This is a genomic window from Lichenicola sp. (genome assembly GCF_965198575.1).
Taxonomy (GTDB): domain Bacteria; phylum Pseudomonadota; class Alphaproteobacteria; order Acetobacterales; family Acetobacteraceae; genus Lichenicola.
Map to the genome: position 1 here is coordinate 234,117 of NZ_OZ240671.1, position 16,487 is coordinate 250,603.

A 16,487-nucleotide genomic window follows, 5' to 3' on the forward strand; every position below is an offset into this window, starting at 1 on the left:
GACTGATTACGTTTCAGCATCGGCTTCTTACCGCGCGGTAATCTGTTGACATTTGTTTTATTCGGTTTAAAACAGAGATATTGCTTGTCGGTCTTTTTTCGGCCTAGAGTTTCAGGAGAGCCGTCATGTCGGTCCACGATTGCCACTCGCCTGAGAGCGTCGGATCGGCGGTCGGCGGCGCGATCGGCGGCCTGGGTCAGGCCGCGATCCTGGCCTACGCACTGTCCAGACAGGATGGCGATCGCCGCGCTGCCCATAACGCAGCATGCGCTGAGGCTGGCGCTCGAGGTCGCGCCAACGCGCTCGCCCGCACCAACGAGGATCTGCGCGGGCGTCTCGCCGATGCCTGTGCAGACCTGGGGGTCGCCGAGAGCGAGAACGAGATCCTCCGTCGGCAGGTCGCGGCACTGACGGAGGATCGCCGGATTCTGGCTGACGCTGTCCGGGCGTTCCGCCGGGCCGCCTGAACGCGGGATCCGCAAAACGAGAAGGCCGTCGAGGATGCCTCGACGGCCGCCTTCATTCGCACTCTGCAGGCGTCAAACTGTCGCGACCCGCGCGAGTACGTCGTCGACCGTCCTGTCCCGATTGGCTCCACTACGGATTGCCGCCTGGATCGCCAGCCTCCGCGCGGTCCTCGTCTCAGCGAGATCCACGACTGGCGCAGGCACCGCGACCTGATCCTGCGACCTCACGTCGCGACGCAGGCTCCTGCCCGAGACCAGAACCCGCAGTTCGCTCGTCGACCGTCGCGCCAGCGCGGAGCACTCCTCGCGGTCGAGACCCTCCACGTACTCGATCAGCCGCTGTGACAGGCGACCGAGATGCAGTGGATCCGGCACCTGACCGGCCGCACGCGCTTGCGCAACTCGCCGCAGCGACGTCAGGACCTGCCGCGCATCCTCGGCGGTGTCGGCACGCTGCTGCTGCGCGACGGCCACCTGCATAGCCTCCGAGGCCGCAGCCTCGGGAGCGGTCGACTGCTGGCGGTCGCGAGCCAGCGTACCGAGAAGTTGGCACGGCGCCGTCACAACCTCGAACAGGATCCCGGCGCCCAACCTGCAGGCCGTCGCGCCGACGTCGAGCGCGGAAGCCGCCACGTCAACCGCGCGCTCTACAACGGTCTCGCATGTCAGCACCAGACGGCCGCCAATCCATCGCGATACGGCCACCGTACGGGTGACCAGTCGGCCCAGGGCCGCCGCGACCGCCCTCAAGATCTGCATGATGGCCATGAACGCTGCCTCCGTATCCGGGCACCACACCGGCTCCCCGTCCGCCCCCAGCATGCAGCCTGGCTATGCAACCCACCCCAGTTCGAACTGCTGTGCACTCGCCCTCAAGCTGGACGGCTGCGCGCCCTTGGCAGACCGTGGTTTTGGCCGAACATCAACATTCCGACCTCCTGGGACGGCCCGTACAGCCCCGCAGATGACAACGCGTGTATCAGGTGACCTCAGCGGTCTCCGGCCGCCACGGACCGTTTCTGGCGTTTTCCGGTTCGCAGCCGCTATTCGGCACCGGGGCGCAGGTCGACAGACGGGCATCCCCAGACAGGCCGACGCCGCGCCCGCTTCCCGGGCGACATCCTGGATGGCCGCGGCGACTGGCCAGGCGCGCAGACTCCCTATGCCGGGAGCGTCCCGATGGCGCCGGACCTGCCCGCGGGCCGCTACTCGCGGGCCAAGCTCCCGCCCGGCACGGCGATCTCCGCTGCGTCGGCCGGCAGAGCCGATCCGCGATCCTCAGCCTGGACGCAGACATCGGCACCGACAGCAGCGCGGCGCTACCGGCCCACGTGGGACTGTTTCCTTGAGCTTGCGAGCAGAGGCCGGGCAAACAGGTCCCACGCCGGACACCCGAGCCAGGCCTGGGCGGGTCCGAGCCAAGCGTGCCTTTCTTCACCGCCGCGTCATCCGGGGCTCTTTACCTGAAATCCGCGTGGGGGAAGGGTCGCCAGCCGCCGCTGGATCTCCTGCAGACTGACTGGCCGGAAATCCCAGCAGTCCACGCCGACGTCGAGCGACTGACGATCGCCTGGGAGCCTGCCGTGGCTATGGCCGTAGATATGCAGGGCGCCTCGATGCGACTTCGGCCATACCCGCAATCCATAGTGGCAGAGCACAATGCGCTGGCTCTCGACGACGATCTCCGCCAGCTGCTGCACCGATGCCCAGCCGGGGGCAGTCCTGGTATTCTCATGATCGTGATTGCCCAAAAGGAGGTGCTTGATGCCACTCATCTCCGCGAGATAGTCCTGCGGTGCACGACTTGCCCGGCACGCGAAATCACCGACAACCCACACAGTGTCCGTCGGCTGCACGACAGCGTTCCATCTCCTGATGATCTCGACATCCATCTCGGGGGTCGTCGCGAAGGGCCGCGAACAGAGGCCAATGATATTGACGTGCCCGAGATGCAGGTCTGCGGTGAACCAGATGCTCATCGCAGGCCTCCTGCCCGAGTCGGCCGCGTCGGAATCCTGGGCACATCCGCCATCACCGACCCCTCCCCAGGAGGGTGCGCTGCCACGAGCCTGTCGACGTCTGCGCCAGTCAGCGCCTCCTTACGCAGCAGCGCGTCGGCGACCGCCTCCAGTGCAAGCCGGTGCCAACGGAGCAAGTCGGTCACGGCCAGGTATGCCGCCTCAAGCCGGTGGTGCACGGGCTCATGCAGATCCCGGTGCAGCACCAGGAAACTGTCGACAGATCGTCCGTCGACGGCGCCGCGGTAGAGCAGCGACGAACCCAGGCCGCAGCTGGCCTCGATAGAGGCCGCGGTTGCCGTTGCCTGCGCGAGGTCAGAACTGGGCGCGCCGCCCGCACCTGCTGACGGCGCACCCAGCACCAGCACCTCCGCAGCGCGGCCTGCGAGCAGACGCCGCATCCGCACCTCGAGGTCAGGCAGCGACTGCACGAGCGCTCCAGGCTCGCTGCCCCACGTCAGTCCTCCCGCGCCCTGCAGGCCCGGCACTGAAATGGAAACGCCCTGCAGCATTCCCGGACTCTCGACGGCCGCCGCAACGGCATGACCGGCCTCGTGCACAGCGATCCGCCTCCGGCAGTGCAGCGGCAACGGCACGTCTGGCGCCAGCTCCGCCAGCAGGTCCCCGATCTCGACCGCCCGTCCGGCAGCGCGCGCCCGGCGTCGCGCTCCACGGGCCAGGCGTTCGGCATCGGCGCCCGACGCACGCGGCAGGCGGCGAGTGACCACGGCATAGTCCAGGTCCGCGCCGTCGAGATGCTCACGCAGGATCCGGGCGAGCGTCGGCGCGTCCGGTAGCGACAGCTCCAGCTCGCGGTCCAGCCTGCCAGCCCTCCTCAGCGCCGGGTCGATCGCGTCAGGCAGATTGGTCGCACCAACGACCACCACACCCTCACGCCCCTCGATCCCGTCAAGCTCGGCGAGGAGCGCGTTCAGGAGCGGACGGAACCAGGACTCGTTGTGTCCGGCCTCGCCACGGGCGACAAAACTGTCGATCTCATCGATGAAAACGATGCACGGCGCCGCGGCTTTTGCATCCGTGAACGTTTTCCGCATGCATTTGACGATTTTCGTGTAGTCGGATTTGCCGTCGGGGCCGCTCTCCCAGACAGAATAACCGCCGAGCAACAACGGCACGCCCGCGCTCGCTGCCAACGCCGTCGCGAACGTCGTTTTGCCCGACCCGGGCGGTCCCCATACCAATGCACCGCGGTCGACGTCATCCCACTCGATGCGGCCGCCCTTGTACGCGACCAGATCCGTGACCAGCTGCCGCCCCCAGGCCTCCACCGTCGGCGGCAATGGGAGGTTGTCGAGCGTCCATCGCGAAACGTTCGCCTTCTTGGTAACGCGAGCGCTGTCCGCCTCCACGATCCTCTGCAGACGCGCCAGGAATGTTCCTGGGCTGTCGTTGGGACGTACCGCGAGCGCGAGGTGCCGCGGCTCGACACGCGCCGGAAACGCCGGATCCAACGTGGGGATTGCACCGCTACCGAATGCGCCCACGACAGCGGCCATGCCCTCGTCGTCGAGCACCGGGATCGGGATGACGACGTCCACCGCGAGGCGCATCCCGTGCGACAGGCTCTCGATGTCGGCAATCGAAATTACCGAACCGCGCCTGAGGGACAGGCTGTCCCCAAGGCGGTGCTCGTGGTCGCGCGTCGTTCCCAAGGCCTCTCCAGCCTTGCAGGAGATGGCGTACGGCGTGCCGCCCTCGCGGCGTGCGCGGAAATGATCGCGCGACGGGACTGACGTGTTGTGCACGTTGCGGTACCAGGACCTGACGACGTGATCGGCCCAGATGTCGTCAACAACGAGCACGACCACGGCTCCGGGTTTCCCCACCGCATCTCGCAAACCAGGGGCCCGCGCGAGGGCTGTCCTGACACGCTCTGCAGCTGCGGCCGTCGACGGGTCCTGAACTGACACAATCTCGTCGTCATCCGCGTCCGGGAGATCGATTGCGTCCTGCGGATCGCTCTCCTCGGCAGGCTCGGGCAGATGCGTTACCTGCCCGGCCCCTGACGGAGCGTCGTCCCCAACCGCGTCGAGCGCACCGCGCTGCTCGACCAGCAGACGGTCAACGATCGCATCAACGTCCGGTGAAAATCCGGAGTCATCGTTCTGGAACACGGCAAACCTCACGACACGGCGAACAAGCAGGATGATGAACGGCCTTACAGGGCCGTCGTTATCCGCGTCGCGTGCTGAGTGGTCATGGCCATTCGGGCGATCTATATCGAAGCTTGCTGACTTGCAATGATTTATTAGCTTTACGGGTTTACGATATCGTCATCCGTATCTGGGTGGAGTGCATGTCCGCGGTTGTCATCTCGTTCCCGTTGGCTGAACGCCTTGCACAGGTCGCCGCATCTGGCGGCATGCTCTCGCACAGGATCGGCGGGATTCGAACACCACTGGGCCACTGCCTGCAGGCGTGTGCCGAGGCCGTGCAGGGCGACGACGTGGAAATCCAGCCGATCGTCGATCTCGATCGCGCGGTGCATGATCCGAGCTGGGACGGCGCCGATGCGGCTCTGGTCACGCGCCAGATCCGGATCGCACTGAACTGGATCACGGACGCCCAGCGCGAGGCGTGGGTCGCGAGCACCGCTGACGGCGACGACACCGTGTCGACGAGTTGGGCCGCTGATCGTGCGCTCGATCTGGGAGGCGCCCTCGCCCGCCTCGAGTCCACGCTGGAGTTCGTCAACCGACGAACACGTCAGGCGCCCTGCCCTCCGGGTTCCCCCGTCGCGTCAATTGGTGTCCTGGATCTGACGTGGCTCACGGAGTGAGTCCCGTCACGGCTGACACGAGGAATCAAGCTGTCATCACAGAGGAGAAGATCATGTCATCCCTCGAGCCGACCACGCCCGAGCCCGCTCCCGCAGTGGCATAGAAGGTGTCGCCTTCGGAAGACGTGCCGCGTGGCATGCCCAGGTGGCCGCACTTGTCTGGATGGTCTGGCCTATCACAATGCTGGGGCGCCTCGACGCCCACCGGAAGGATGACATGATCGTTCAGCAGGATTGCGATCGTGATCCGGCGACGCGTTAGGCCGCACGTCCATAGCCCGAACCGTATCCGTCCGCTGACTGCCGTCTTGCTGGCGTGAGCTGAGATCGCCTTGCTTAGCCTCATGGTGAACAGAGCAGATGAGGCTGCGACAGTGGCAGCCACTCAGGCAGCCTCGGTGCAGCGGATCGAGATTATCAGCGACAGACGCCGTGCCCATGACCCAGCCTTCCGGGCGCGTGTGGTGGCAGAGTCTTATGTGCCTGGCACTCAGGTGCGCGAGCTTGCGGGCCGCCATGGGATTTGCACGAGCCTGGTCTACCGTTGGCGTCGCGAGCGAGCGGTAGCGGCGAGAACTGGATCGGCCTTGCGGCTTGTTCCGGTCCGCGTGGTCGAGGAGCAGCACCCGGCTGAGACACAGCAGGAACCGCCGCGGCCTGCGAGGCCGTCGGCGCCAAGACCAGTAGCGAAACCCGCCTTGATGGAGATCGAGTTTCCGGGCGGGGTGCGTGTCCGCGTCGACGAGACCGTCAGCTAGGCGGCGCTGCGACGGATAGTCGCCGTCCTGCGCGGATGATCCCGGTTCCATCCGGCGTTCGGGTTTGGCTGGCCGCCGGTGTCAGCGACATGCGCCGCGGCATGAACGGCCTGGCGCTGCAGGTGCAGCAGGCGTTGGAGCGCGACCCCCATATCGGCGACCTCTATGTATTTCGCGGGCGTCGTGGGGATCTGGTGAAGATCCTCTGGCACGATGGACTCGGCATGTCGCTGTATGCCAAGCGGCTGGAGCGCGGCCGGTTCGTCTGGCCGCAGGCGCAGGATGGCGCGGTGTCGCTAACGCCTGCGATGCTCTCGATGCTGTTGGAGGGGATCGACTGGCGGCACCCGCAGCGCACCTTGCGCCCTGAATCAGCAGGCTGACGACATCGAGCCGGTACACGAGCCGACAGTGGTGTGGTTGAATCGTAGGCGTGAGCTCCGACGCCGACATCCTGCCCGACGACATCAAGACGCTGCGCACGGCGCTGCTGGCTGAGCGTGTGGCCAGGCAGGCGGCTGAGGCGCCGGCGACGGGTGCGGAGGCGATGATCGCCCACCTCAAGCTGCTGATCGCCAAGCTGCAGCGCGACCGGTTCGGCCCGACCTCGGAGCGGAGCCGCAGGCTGCTCGACCAGCTGGAGCTGCAGCTCGAGGAACTGAAGGCGGATGCCGCCGAGGCCGACGCCGAGCCGGTCGACCCTCCCGGGCTCGTGCCAAGTCCAGTCCGCGCAGAGCCGGTGCGTGGGCCGCTCCCGGCGCATCTGCCGCGCGAGCGCGTGGTGATCCCGAGCCCAGCCGCCTGTCCCTGCTGCAACGGCAGGCTGGTCAAGCTGGGCGAGACGATCACCGAGACGCTGGAGGTGATCCCGCGGCAGTGGAAGGTCGTCCAGACGGTGCGGGAGAAGTTCTCCTGCCGCACCTGCGAGACCATCACCCAACCACCGGCACCGTTTCACCCGATCGCCCGGGGCCGCGCCGGGCCCGAGCTGCTGGCCATGATCCTGGAGGCAAAGTTCGGCCAGCACCTGCCGCTGAACCGGCAAAGCGAGAGCTACGCCCTGGAGGGCATCCATCTCGATGTCTCGACCCTGGGTGGCTGGGTCGGCGCCTGCACCGCAGCCCTGGCGCCGTTGCTGGCGCTCATCCGCCAGCACGTGATGGCTGCCGAGCGACTGCATGGCGACGACACCACGGTGCCGGTGCTGGCCAAGAGCAGGACGAGCATTGGGCGACTGTGGACCTATGTCCGCGACGATCGGCCGTTCGGCGGCCCCGAACCGCCGGCAGCGGTGTTTTTCTACTCACCGGACCGCGGCGGCGAGCATCCGCGCCGCCACCTGGCAGGCTACGCGGGCATCCTGCAGGCCGACGCCTATGCCGGGTTCAACGAACTCTACCTGCCCGGGCGCGTGCCGGGTGCGATCGCCGAGGCGGCGTGCTGGGCGCATGGGCGGAGGAAGTTCTTTGTGCTGGCCGACGTGGCGAAGGCGCCGATCGCCATCGAGGCCGTGCGACGGATCGACCTGATCTTCGACGTCGAGCGCACCATCAACGGCCTCATACCCGAGCAGCGGCACGTGGCACGACAAGAGCAGATTGTGCCTCTGGTAGCAGGGCTGGAAGCCTGGATGCGCACTGAGCGCAGTCGGCTCTCCCGCCACAACGACGTCAGCCGAGCGATGGACTACATGCTCAAACGCTGGCCACAATTCACCAGGTTCCTCGACGACGGTAGGATCTGCCTGACAAACAACGCGGCGGAACGCGCGCTGCGCGGGATAGCTCTTGGGCGCAAATCCTGGTTGTTCGCCGGATCCAACCGAGGCGGTATCCGTGCCGCCGACGTTTACACGCTAATCATCACTGCCAAGCTCAACAACGTTGACCCGCGGGCTTGGCTCGCTGATGTCTTGTGCCGCATCGCCGATCATCCCGCGTCACGCCTGGACGAACTTCTCCCTTGGAGTTGGGAAGCATGTAAGCTTGCATGATCAAAGTTTTTCATCATCCGGAGGCCAGAGGTGAGACGTGGGAAGTTACGGTACGGACCTTGGGTTTCGAGATTACGTCCATGCTGAGCTTAGACGTGCAGTGACCGAGCTAAAAGCTGGCGAAGCCGGTGTGATTGCAGTCTCTAGAACGCTGAGCGCGTTTCAACATACTGTAGAGGGGGAATGGCCTGAGCTGGCAGCGGCGTTAATGGTGTTCGTGGGGATCAACAGCGAGACTGACGCACTACCACTCGGACGACTACGCGAGATGTGGCACCCCTCTACCGCCGATCTCGAGGACCAGAAAGTCCAACAAGCCGAACATCGTTGGCGACCACACGCTCTGGAGGCTGGCGACAGAATCGCTCGTCTCTTGAAGTGAGGACGCGGCGCTCCCCGGATGCTTACCCCGAACCTGGGTAGTCTCTGACTACCTCGAGCGGTCAGGCCCCAGCCGCCCGATGCTAAATCACCTGGATCGAGAAAATGGTCTGCTGGAACCAGCAGCTTGGCGATATCGCCCGCTGCAAGAACCGATCGACCCAGCGCTCTGTTAGCCGCCGACGTGCGGCGGGCCAAGCGGTTGCGGTAGTTCCCCGACGGATTGACCTCAGACATCCGATAGGCGAGCCTTTTGCAGGCCGCTGGATCTGCCATGGAAACGTCAACCTCCGGCGCAAACCGTGCGTCGGTGAAGCAGCGCTTCAGCGTACCCTATGTCATAGAGCCTCCCGTCGCCAAGCCCGGACGAATTTGGCGTGTGCCAGCCCTCTGCTGGTGGCGATGGCTGTCATCAGTCACCTGCGGGGCGGCGGCATACGCTACTGCGTCGACGGGCGTTCCGGAACTCTGCGATCTGCGTGGTCCGGCTGCTGTCGTTTACGCAACTTGGTTGTTGCCTTCGAAGACGAACAGCCACCCTTCACAGATGGCGCCAAAAACGACGATGTTGAGGACTATACTGAACACCCGGAGCCTGGGCATCGATTTGACGGGTGGTATCAGCGGCCTGTTCCTCATCGCCGCGCTCCAACACGGTTGGGGTTCCACCACGAACGGTCGTCCGGCGGCGTAGGTGGCCATCCCCCGTGCGGGATCGGTTGGTCCTGGACCGCCATGGGCCTTGCTGCTGAACTGCCTTCCACCGCTCGGCCTCGCGCTGCTGTCTGCAGCACAGGTGGCCGATCCGCTGGTCCGACCGATGGCAATGCTAATGCTTGCGCTGGCCGGGTCCGTGCTCACCGAACCGGGGGTTCGCCTGCGGCCTTGCAACTGAAGTGGCTCATCTCCCGGGGCCGGGCCGCCCGGTGGGCGCCACGTCCGACCGGTCCTTGCGACTGGTGTGGGCCGATCAGGCGCGACCACGCTGGCTCGGCAAGTGGGCCCTGGAGGGTCCAGGGCGTCGGCTGATCCGGCCGTGGGTCGGCCTGCTCGCGACGTTCGGGGCACTTGGTGTCGCCAGCGGCCTCGAGACCGGGACCGCAGCGTCGGCTGCGATGATCGGCATTGTCGGCGGCCACCTGATGTTCCTCATCGCGTCACGGGCCAGGCCGCTGGGTCCCGACGCGATGCGGCTGCTGCCGGTGTCGTTCCCGCGTGCCGCCTGGGGGGGGGTAGCCCGCCGCTGCGGCTGTCCCCAGCGTGGTTCCTGCGTAAGCGTCCGACCATGGCCGCAGCTTTGGCGTGATGAGTATCAGGCCGGTCAAAGTCTTGGCCGTTGTGACCTAGCTCCCAGTTTTCATTCGGCAGCTTTGCGCTCATCCCGGACATTCAATGCAATCGACGACGTGCTCCGAAGCAGACATGGCCGTGAACGTTGGCTGGCTCGCTTTCTAGCGACGGCGGTTGTGAGGCATCTTCAAAAGGTGAGTTCCGTGAGTCAACTTCGAGTCGACCCGGACTGAAACAGCCGACTGGTAGCGGAGGTTCAAGGGGGCCCATACGTAGAGCATCTCTTTCTTGCTTGCGTAGTTGGCTACCGTGTTGTCCAGTAGCGAGGCATGCAGCAATGATCCAGGTATGATTACGATCGAGCCTTGACCGCAGTTCGTGATCTTGGTTCGGCCAACTTCGGCTTCCTCGCCCCCTACGACGACGCCCTAGTTGGCGTCGCGTCCCTGGCCGAACGCTACTTCGCCTATGACCCCGTCACCTGCCTGATGAAGCTGCGGCAGTTCGGCGAGTTGCTCGCGCAGCAGGTCGCGGCCCGGGCCGGTGTGTTCGTGGCGGTGGACGAACCGCAGTCCGACCTGCTCGGTCGGCTCCGCCGCGATACAGCCTACTCGCGGGACGTGATCGACCTGTTTCATGACCTGCGCCGCACCGGCAACGAGGCGGTCCACCAGCACCGGGGCGACCACGCGACGGCGTTGACGGGCCTCAAGGTCGCCCGGCAGCTCGCCGTCTGGTTCCACCGCACCTTCAGCGATCGGGCCTTTCGGGCCGGCCCCTTCCAGCCGCCGCGGCAGCCGACTGACCCGACCGCCCCGCTTCGGGATGAACTCGAGCGGCTACAGTCCCAGCGGCTGGCATCCTTGTCGGTCGCGGAGGCGACAGCCGCCGCTGCCGCCCGGCAAGCCGAAGAGGTCCAGCGAGCGCTGCGCACCGCCGAGGAGCGCGCCGCCGTCGAGGCGGAGGAACGGGCGGTGTGGGAGTCGCTCGCGACCGAGACGGAAGGCCGGCTCCTGGCGCTCCAGGAAGAACTCGCGCGGGTTCAGGCCGCAGCTGTGGCGCGGCCGGCCGCACTCCAACTCCTCGCCAGCGCCGCGAACGAAGCCGCCCAGGCGATCGACCTGGACGAACAGGCAACCCGGTCCCTCATCGACGGGCGCCTGCGCGCGCGGGGGTGGGAGGCAGACACGCAGGCGCTGCGGCATGCAGCCGGGGCGCGGCCGGTCGCCGGGCGCAACCGGGCGATCGCCGAGTGGCCCACGGCGACCGGTCCGGCCGACTACGTCCTGTTCGTCGGGCTGACCTGCGTCGGCGTCGTCGAGGCGAAGCGGAGCAGCCGGAATGTCTCGGCGGCAGTCGACCAGGCCGGCAGATACAGCCAGGGCTACCTGCCCGAGCCGGGTATCCTGCTACCCGACGGCGGGCCCTGGCTCGCACAGTCCGGCTCCATTAACGAGTCGGCCTACCGGGTCCCGTTCCTGTTCGCCACCAACGGGCGTGCCTACCTTAAGCAGCTCGAGACGCAGTCCGGCATCTGGCACCGGGACGCGCGGGACCCGACCAACCGGCGGCGGGCGCTCGCTGACTGGCCGACGCCAGATGGGCTGAAGGCCATGCTCGACATCGATCGCACGGCGGCCAGCGCAGCGCTCGCATCGTTGCCGTTCGATTTCGCTTTCGGGCTGCGGGACTACCAGATGCGCGGCATTCAGGCGGTCGAGACAGCGCTGGCCGACGACGACCAGCGCGCACTCCTTCTCGCCATGGCCACCGGCACTGGCAAGACTAAGCTGGCCGTGGCTCTGCTGTATCGCCTCCTGCACACGCGGCGCTTCCGCCGGGTCTGCTTCGTGGTCGACCGCACGGCGCTCGGCGACCAGGCGAAGGACGCGTTCACCACCACCCGCATCGTCAGCGCCCGCACCTTCGCCGACATCTTCGGCCTCAAGGTGTTGGGCGACGCGGCACCCGACCCGGACACCAAGGTCCACATTTGCACCATCCAGGGCCTGGTGAAGCGCGTGCTGTTCGCCGCCACGCCGGAGGACGTACCGCCGGTCGACCAATACGACCTCATGCTCGTCGACGAGTGCCACCGGGGCTACACGCTCGACCGCGAGATGAGCGACGCCGAGCTCGGGTTCCGCTCCGAAGCCGACTACGTCAGCAAGTATCGCCGCGTCATCGAGCACTTCGACGCCGCCCGCATCGGCCTGACCGCGACACCCGCCTTGCACACCACCGAGATCTTCGGCCGCCCGATCTTCACCTACGGCCTACGCGAGGCTGTGATCGACGGCTGGCTGGTGGACCAGGAGCCGCCGATCCGCATCGAGACCGAGCTCTCCCGCGACGGCATCCACTTCAGCAAGGGGTCCGATCTGCCGCTGCTCGACCCGCTCACCGGCACGATCGATCTCACGACCGCGCCCGACGACCTCGGCTTCGAGGTCGAGAGCTTCAACCGCCGGGTCGTGACCGCCGAGTTCACCCGCGTCGTCTGCGAACAACTCGCCGAGTACATCGATCCGGCTGATCCCGGCAAGACGCTGGTCTTCGCCGCCTCGGACGCGCACGCCGACATGGTCGTGGGCGCGCTGGGCACCGCAATGGAGGCGCGACACGGTCCGCAGGACGAGGCGCTGATCCGCAAGATCACCGGCAGCATCGACCGTCCCGGGACGATGATCCGGCGCTACAGGAACGACCCATCGCCCAAGATTGCCGTCACCGTTGACCTGCTGACCACCGGGATCGACGTGCCGAAGATCGTCAACCTCGCCTTCCTGCGCCGGGTCAACAGCCGCATCCTTTACGATCAGATGATCGGCCGTGCGACCCGGCTCTGCCCCGAGATCGGCGGCCCCGGCATCGACAAGGAGAGCTTCCGCGTGTTCGACGCGGTGCGCCAGGCCGAGGCGATCGGCGACCTGACCGAGATGAAGCCGGTGGTCGTCAACCCGTCGCTGTCGTTCACACAACTGCTGGACGAGCTGTCGCGGGTAACGGACCCGGAGCAGCGCGCTCTGGTGCGGGACCAGCTGCTCGTCCGCCTGCGCCGGCGCGTCGCCTGGCTCTCGCCACAGGCGTCGGAGCAGTTTACGGCCGCCGCGGGAGAGACGCCGTCCGAGACCCTCGCCCGTGTGCGCACGGCCGATCCGGCGGACCTCGCCGCCTGGGTGGCCGCACGACCGGGCCTCGGGCCGATCCTGGACTGGCAGCCCGATGACGGTCGCCCGGTGCCGCTGGCGGTATCGTTCCACCCGGACGCGCACGTCGCCACGACCATCGGCTACGGCGCCGCCGGGCGGCCCGAGGACTACCTCGAGGCGTTCGGCGCGTTCCTGCGCGCCAATGAGAACGGGCTGGCGGCGCTATCGCTCGTGCTGCGCCGCCCACGCGACCTCACGCAGGCCGACCTGCGCTCGCTGGCGCTCGCGTTACAGGAGGCCGGATTCTCCGAGACGGCGCTGCGCTCTGCCTGGCGCGAAGCCAGGCAGGAGGACGTCGCCGCCAAGCTCATCGGTTTTGTGCGCCAGGTGGCCCTCGGCGACGCGCTGGAGCCCTGGGCCGTCCGCGTTCAGCGCGCCGTGGAGGCCATCATAAAGCGCGGCGGGCTGACGCCTGACCAACAGCGCTGGCTTCGTCGCATCGGCACGCAGGTAGCCGAGATCGGCGTCGCCGATCCGGCGGCGCTCGACCAGGGGCAGTTCCGCGCGGCAGCGGGCGGCTTCACCCGGCTCGACCGCGTGTTCGGCGGCCGGTTGGCTGGCTTGCTGGGCGACATCAATGAAGCGGCGTGGAAAGATACGGCATGAGCGAATCGCGAGCAGCAGCAGGCGTTACCCGGGACATCGTCCAGAAGCTTTGGCGCCTCTGCGACATCCTGCGCGACGACGGCATCACCTACCAGGCCTATGTTACCGAGCTGACCTATCTGCTTTTTCTGAAAATGCTGGCCGAGACGCAGCGAGAGGGTGCGCTGCCGGCCGAGGCGCGCTGGGCGAGCCTCACCAGCCGCCAGGGCGAGGCATTGCTGACGCACTACCGCGCGCTGCTGCTGCGCCTCGGCACCGCGGGCACGGGCACCGTGCGCACCATCTTCACTGATGCGCAGACCAGCCTGCGGAAGCCCACCAACCTGCACGAACTCGTCACGCAGATCGACCGGCTCGACTGGTATTCCGCCAAGGCGGAGGGGCTGGGCGACCTCTACGAGGGCCTGCTGGAGAAGAACGCCGGGGAGAAGAAGTCCGGCGCTGGCCAATACTTCACGCCGCGCCCGCTGATCGACTGCATGGTCCGCCTGCTGCAGCCGCAGCCGGGCGAGGTGGTGCAGGACCCGGCGGCCGGCACCGGCGGCTTCCTGGTCGCCGCCGACCGCGCCATCAAGGACCGCACCGACGACCTCTTCGCGCTGAAGACCGACGCCCAGCGCTTCCAACGGAAGGAGGCGTTCCGCGGGCTGGAGTTGGTGTCGGATACGCACCGGCTGTTGCTCATGAACCTGATGCTGCACGGCATCGGCGGCGACCTCGTACGCGGCGGCGACGCCATGGGACCAGACGGCGAGGCGCTGGGTGTTGCCGACCTGATCCTGACCAATCCGCCCTTCGGCACCAAGAAGGGCGGCGGCCGTCCGGCCCGGCCGGACTTCACCATCACCGCCGACACGAGCAACAAGCAGCTCGCCTTCGTGGAGCACGTGGTGCGCGCGCTGCGCCCAGGCGGCCGGGCCGGCATCGTGGTGCCGGACAATGTGCTGTTCGCCGACGGTGCCGGACGGGAGCTGCGCCGCTGGACGATGGACGTGGCCGACCTGCACACCATCCTGCGCCTCCCCACCGGCATCTTCTACGCGCAGGGCGTGAAGACGAACGTCCTGTTCCTGCGCCGCGGCCCGGCGCGGGTGAGCAAGGCGAACACCCCGGCGGTGTGGGTCTACGACATGCGCGTCGGCCAGCCGGCCTACGGCAAGACACGCCCGTTGAAAGTGGAGGACTTCGCAGCGTTCGAGACAGCCTATGGCGACGACCCGAACGGCGCCGCCGCGCGCGAGGACCAGGGCGCCGAGGGCCGCTTCCGTCGCTTCACCCGCGCCGAGATCGAGGCCCGCGGCGACAACTTGGACATCGCTTGGCTGCGCGGCAGCGACGAGGCCGGCGAGGACGCGCTTGAGGAGCCGGAGGATATTCTGGACGCGATGCGCATCCATCTGGCCCGGGCGCTGGCCGAGGTGGACGCGCTGGCGGGGGACTTCGGTAACCATTCCGTGCTAGCAGCGGCGGCAGAATGAGCGATCGCGTCCCAGCAGGCTGGTCCAAGCCGCGTCTTTCGGACATCGCGGAACTTCAACTTGGGAAGATGCTTGACCGGGCAAAGAACATCACCGGCCAATCAATGCCGTATCTTCGGAACGTCAACATTCGATGGGGCCTCATTGAGACGAGTGACCTCTACAGCATGCGGTTCACAGCTGCCGAAGCGGTGCGCTTCTCCGTTCGCGACGGTGACGTTTTGGTCTGTGAGGGAGGAGAGCCGGGGCGCTGCGCAATCTGGCGGGGAGGTCCCACCGACCTGAAGTTCCAGAAGGCCATTCACCGCATTCGTCCGGGCGCGCGCCTCCTGCCCGAATGGGTTACGTTGTTCCTTCGGCATGAGGCACAGCATGACCGGCTGGCGGATCACTTCACAGGCACAACGATCAAGCATCTGCCAGCTCAAGCGCTGGCCGCTCTCCGGCCGCCAGTCCCACCTCTGGCCGAGCAGCGCCGGATCGTGGCGCGGGTCGAGGCGCTGTTCGCCCGCACAAGCCGCGCCCGCGCCGACCTCGAACGCGTCGCGCCGCTGGCAGGACGATACTTCTCCGCCACGTTGGCGCACGCTTTCCATGGGACACTGACCGACACATGGCGGACACCGAACGATCACACCGAGATCAACCATCCGATCGTCGAATCTCAGGGACCGTACGACCTGCCCGAAGGTTGGGCTTGGCGCCCGCTGCCGTCGCTCGGCGAACTTGCACGTGGCAAGTCCCGTCATCGCCCGCGCAATTACCCGGCCCTGTATGGCGGTCCATACCCCTTCGTTCAGACCGGCGATGTCCGCGCGGCTCGGGGGCGGCTCGGCTCGTTCCAGCAGACCTACAGCGAAGCCGGTCTCGCGCAGAGCAGATTGTGGCCACGGGGCACCCTGTGCATCACCATAGCTGCCAATATTGCAGAGACCGCCATTCTCGATATCGAAGCATGCTTCCCTGATAGCGTTGTCGGGTTTCGGGCGATGCGCGGGCTCTGCTTGCCTGAATACGTCGAATACTTCTTCCGCACGGCCAAGGAGGACTTGGCAGCCTTTGCTCCAGCCACCGCGCAGAAGAACATCAACCTTGAGACACTGGAAGCGGTCCTGGTCCCGACGCCGGGGCTACCGGAACAGGCCGAATGCGTCAGCCGCCTCTCGCGAAGTGAGGCTGCCGCCCAGGTGTGCGAGAACGAGGCCTCCCGCGCCCTTGCGCTCCTTGATCGCCTAGAACAGAGCATCCTCGCCCGCGCCTTCCGTGGCGAACTCGTTCCGCAGGACCCGGCGGAGACTGGCGAGGCCCCCGCACCCACGGCTCAGGGCGAAGATGCGCCCGCCGTCCGACGGCGCCGCATGCGCGCCGTAGCCGCCTAGGTGTTGACCATCCATCTGAAGAAGCCGGAAGAATCGTTGGCGTTTCTTCGATACGTGTGCCCCCGGCATCGCTACGTTGCCCGAGCCAGCGCTCGTTTCCGCCAA

The 16,487-nt window shown here is 66.9% G+C and carries 11 protein-coding genes; 8 read left to right on the top strand and 3 right to left on the bottom strand.

The window, feature by feature from the left end; all coding sequences use genetic code 11:
* Positions 1–125: 125 nt before the first annotated feature.
* Positions 126–467, top strand: coding sequence for a hypothetical protein (locus ACOEQ2_RS01300; RefSeq protein ID WP_419729590.1), 342 nt, complete (start codon positions 126–128; stop codon positions 465–467).
* A gap of 72 nt (positions 468–539) precedes the next feature.
* Here ACOEQ2_RS01300 and ACOEQ2_RS01305 read toward each other — a convergent pair whose 3' ends face one another.
* The 3 genes from ACOEQ2_RS01305 to ACOEQ2_RS01315 form a co-directional block, all read right to left on the bottom strand.
* The gene (locus ACOEQ2_RS01305) at positions 540–1,235 is read right to left on the bottom strand and encodes a hypothetical protein (protein WP_419729591.1); all 696 of its coding nucleotides are present in this window, start codon (positions 1,233–1,235) and stop codon (positions 540–542) included.
* A gap of 677 nt (positions 1,236–1,912) precedes the next feature.
* Positions 1,913–2,446 carry a metallophosphoesterase gene (locus tag ACOEQ2_RS01310; RefSeq protein ID WP_419729592.1) on the bottom strand — a complete coding sequence of 178 codons (534 nt, stop codon included), beginning with the start codon at positions 2,444–2,446 and terminating at the stop codon, positions 1,913–1,915.
* Positions 2,443–4,620, bottom strand: coding sequence for an AAA family ATPase (locus ACOEQ2_RS01315; protein WP_419729593.1), 2,178 nt, complete (start codon positions 4,618–4,620; stop codon positions 2,443–2,445). Before ACOEQ2_RS01315 ends, ACOEQ2_RS01310 begins: the two co-directional genes overlap by 4 nt.
* 182 nt (positions 4,621–4,802) lie before the next feature.
* Here ACOEQ2_RS01315 and ACOEQ2_RS01320 point away from each other — a divergent pair, with 182 nt between their 5' ends.
* The 7 genes from ACOEQ2_RS01320 (at position 4,803) to ACOEQ2_RS01350 (ending at position 16,382) form a co-directional block, all read left to right on the top strand.
* Positions 4,803–5,285, top strand: coding sequence for a hypothetical protein (locus tag ACOEQ2_RS01320; protein WP_419729594.1), 483 nt, complete (start codon positions 4,803–4,805; stop codon positions 5,283–5,285).
* A gap of 344 nt (positions 5,286–5,629) precedes the next feature.
* Complete coding sequence (gene tnpA, locus ACOEQ2_RS01325) at positions 5,630–6,043, top strand: IS66-like element accessory protein TnpA (protein WP_419731106.1); 414 nt, start codon at positions 5,630–5,632, stop codon at positions 6,041–6,043.
* Between the two features lie 101 nt (positions 6,044–6,144).
* Positions 6,145–6,426 (top strand): IS66 family insertion sequence element accessory protein TnpB, encoded by a 282-nt coding sequence (gene tnpB, locus ACOEQ2_RS01330; RefSeq protein WP_419729595.1) that lies wholly within the window; start codon positions 6,145–6,147, stop codon positions 6,424–6,426.
* 50 nt (positions 6,427–6,476) lie between these two features.
* Positions 6,477–8,036: an IS66 family transposase gene (tnpC, locus tag ACOEQ2_RS01335; RefSeq protein WP_419729596.1), complete on the top strand. Its 1,560-nt coding sequence runs from the start codon at positions 6,477–6,479 to the stop codon at positions 8,034–8,036.
* Positions 8,037–10,072: 2,036 nt separating this feature from the next.
* Positions 10,073–13,525: a type I restriction-modification system endonuclease gene (gene hsdR / locus ACOEQ2_RS01340; protein ID WP_419729597.1), complete on the top strand. Its 3,453-nt coding sequence runs from the start codon at positions 10,073–10,075 to the stop codon at positions 13,523–13,525.
* Entirely contained in the window at positions 13,522–15,003 is a 1,482-nt protein-coding gene (locus tag ACOEQ2_RS01345) for an N-6 DNA methylase (RefSeq protein ID WP_419729598.1), read from the top strand. Before hsdR ends, ACOEQ2_RS01345 begins: the two co-directional genes overlap by 4 nt.
* Positions 15,000–16,382 (top strand): restriction endonuclease subunit S, encoded by a 1,383-nt coding sequence (locus tag ACOEQ2_RS01350; protein WP_419729599.1) that lies wholly within the window; start codon positions 15,000–15,002, stop codon positions 16,380–16,382. The genes ACOEQ2_RS01345 and ACOEQ2_RS01350 overlap by 4 nt, the downstream gene beginning before the upstream one ends.
* Positions 16,383–16,487: the final 105 nt, after the last annotated feature.

What these genes read in the sequence shown, in the direction of transcription:
- ACOEQ2_RS01345 (WP_419729598.1), top strand. Translation starts at nt 13,522, where the DNA reads ATGAGCGAATCGCGAGCAGCAGCAGGCGTTACCCGGGACATCGTCCAG.
- ACOEQ2_RS01305 (WP_419729591.1), bottom strand. Translation starts at nt 1,235, where the DNA reads ATGGCCATCATGCAGATCTTGAGGGCGGTCGCGGCGGCCCTGGGCCGA.
- ACOEQ2_RS01300 (WP_419729590.1), top strand. Translation starts at nt 126, where the DNA reads ATGTCGGTCCACGATTGCCACTCGCCTGAGAGCGTCGGATCGGCGGTC.
- tnpA (WP_419731106.1), top strand. Translation starts at nt 5,630, where the DNA reads ATGGTGAACAGAGCAGATGAGGCTGCGACAGTGGCAGCCACTCAGGCA.
- ACOEQ2_RS01310 (WP_419729592.1), bottom strand. Translation starts at nt 2,446, where the DNA reads ATGAGCATCTGGTTCACCGCAGACCTGCATCTCGGGCACGTCAATATC.
- tnpB (WP_419729595.1), top strand. Translation starts at nt 6,145, where the DNA reads ATGAACGGCCTGGCGCTGCAGGTGCAGCAGGCGTTGGAGCGCGACCCC.
- ACOEQ2_RS01350 (WP_419729599.1), top strand. Translation starts at nt 15,000, where the DNA reads ATGAGCGATCGCGTCCCAGCAGGCTGGTCCAAGCCGCGTCTTTCGGAC.
- ACOEQ2_RS01320 (WP_419729594.1), top strand. Translation starts at nt 4,803, where the DNA reads ATGTCCGCGGTTGTCATCTCGTTCCCGTTGGCTGAACGCCTTGCACAG.